This window comes from Mesorhizobium sp. M0019 (assembly GCF_040323975.1).
GTDB lineage: Bacteria > Pseudomonadota > Alphaproteobacteria > Rhizobiales > Rhizobiaceae > Mesorhizobium.
Genome location: NZ_JAMYVK010000138.1, coordinates 1 through 976, shown reverse-complemented (window position 1 = coordinate 976; position 976 = coordinate 1). Strand labels below are relative to the sequence as shown.

The following is a 976-nucleotide window of genomic DNA, read 5'->3' as shown; positions in this document are numbered from 1 at the left end:
CGATGGCAGTCATGGCAAGACCGCGCTGTCGCCCCTCCTCGCCAGCGACGGCAGTTCGACTACTACCGCCGCCTCCGGCGCTACCACCAGCGATGGCAGTCATGGCAAGACCGCGCTGTCGCCCCTCCTCGCCAGCGACGGCAGTTCGACTGATACCGCCGCCTCCGGTGCCACCACCAGCGATGGCAGTCATGGCAAGACCGCGCTTTCTCACCTCCTCGCCAGCGATGGCAGTTCGACTGACACCACCCACGATAATGCCGGCGACAAGGTAAGCGAGGGCAGCAACGTTGACCGCATATTGGCCTCGTTGAGCCATTCTCTTTCGGCCGGCTCGGAACTTCTCCCGACCAACGATCCATCCGACAAGACGGCAACCAGCCTGATCCGCCACGGGTTCGCGCAAACCGTCCAGCCCGATGAAAGTGTCGGCGCCCAGGCAAAAAACGGCGCCGCCGCCGAGATCATGTCTGGCCACGGAGGCAACGATGCCTTCGACTTCAGCAAGCTTCAGGACAAGCTCCACCTCGATCAAGCCGCTCTTACCGAGCTTAAGTCGGGCGGGCTTTCATTGCATACTTCCCCTGCTGGTACGGCTACGGATGATGGTTCCCACCACATCATCTTTGACAGCTCAACCGGGTCGCTCTCTCTCGACAGCGACGCGGTCGGCGGCGCAGCTCAAGCGCAGCTCGCTACCCATCTCCCGTTGCAGCATCACTCTTTGATCTGAAAACCGGAGCGGCGGACCTTCAACTCGAGCGTGTCCGCCGCTCCGTCCGTGTTCAATTGCGCCACGGAAGCTTGACTAAGAAAAATGCGATATCGGCAGACATCAGAGAGATCGAAGTTGGTCGCATTATCGCCAATGCGAATTTCGGATTCGCCGCACTAGAGCGTCGGACGTTCAGTTTGAATCGCGAGGGATTCCAGTGAGGCGTGGTTCATGATTCACTTCCTGTAGGAGGTGATTTGC

1 pseudogene is annotated in these 976 nt (G+C 59.9%); it reads left to right on the top strand.

Annotated elements, in window-relative coordinates:
* A pseudogene (locus NKK47_RS35020) lies at positions 1-733 on the top strand (hypothetical protein); the annotation flags it as partial.
* Positions 734-976: the final 243 nt, after the last annotated feature.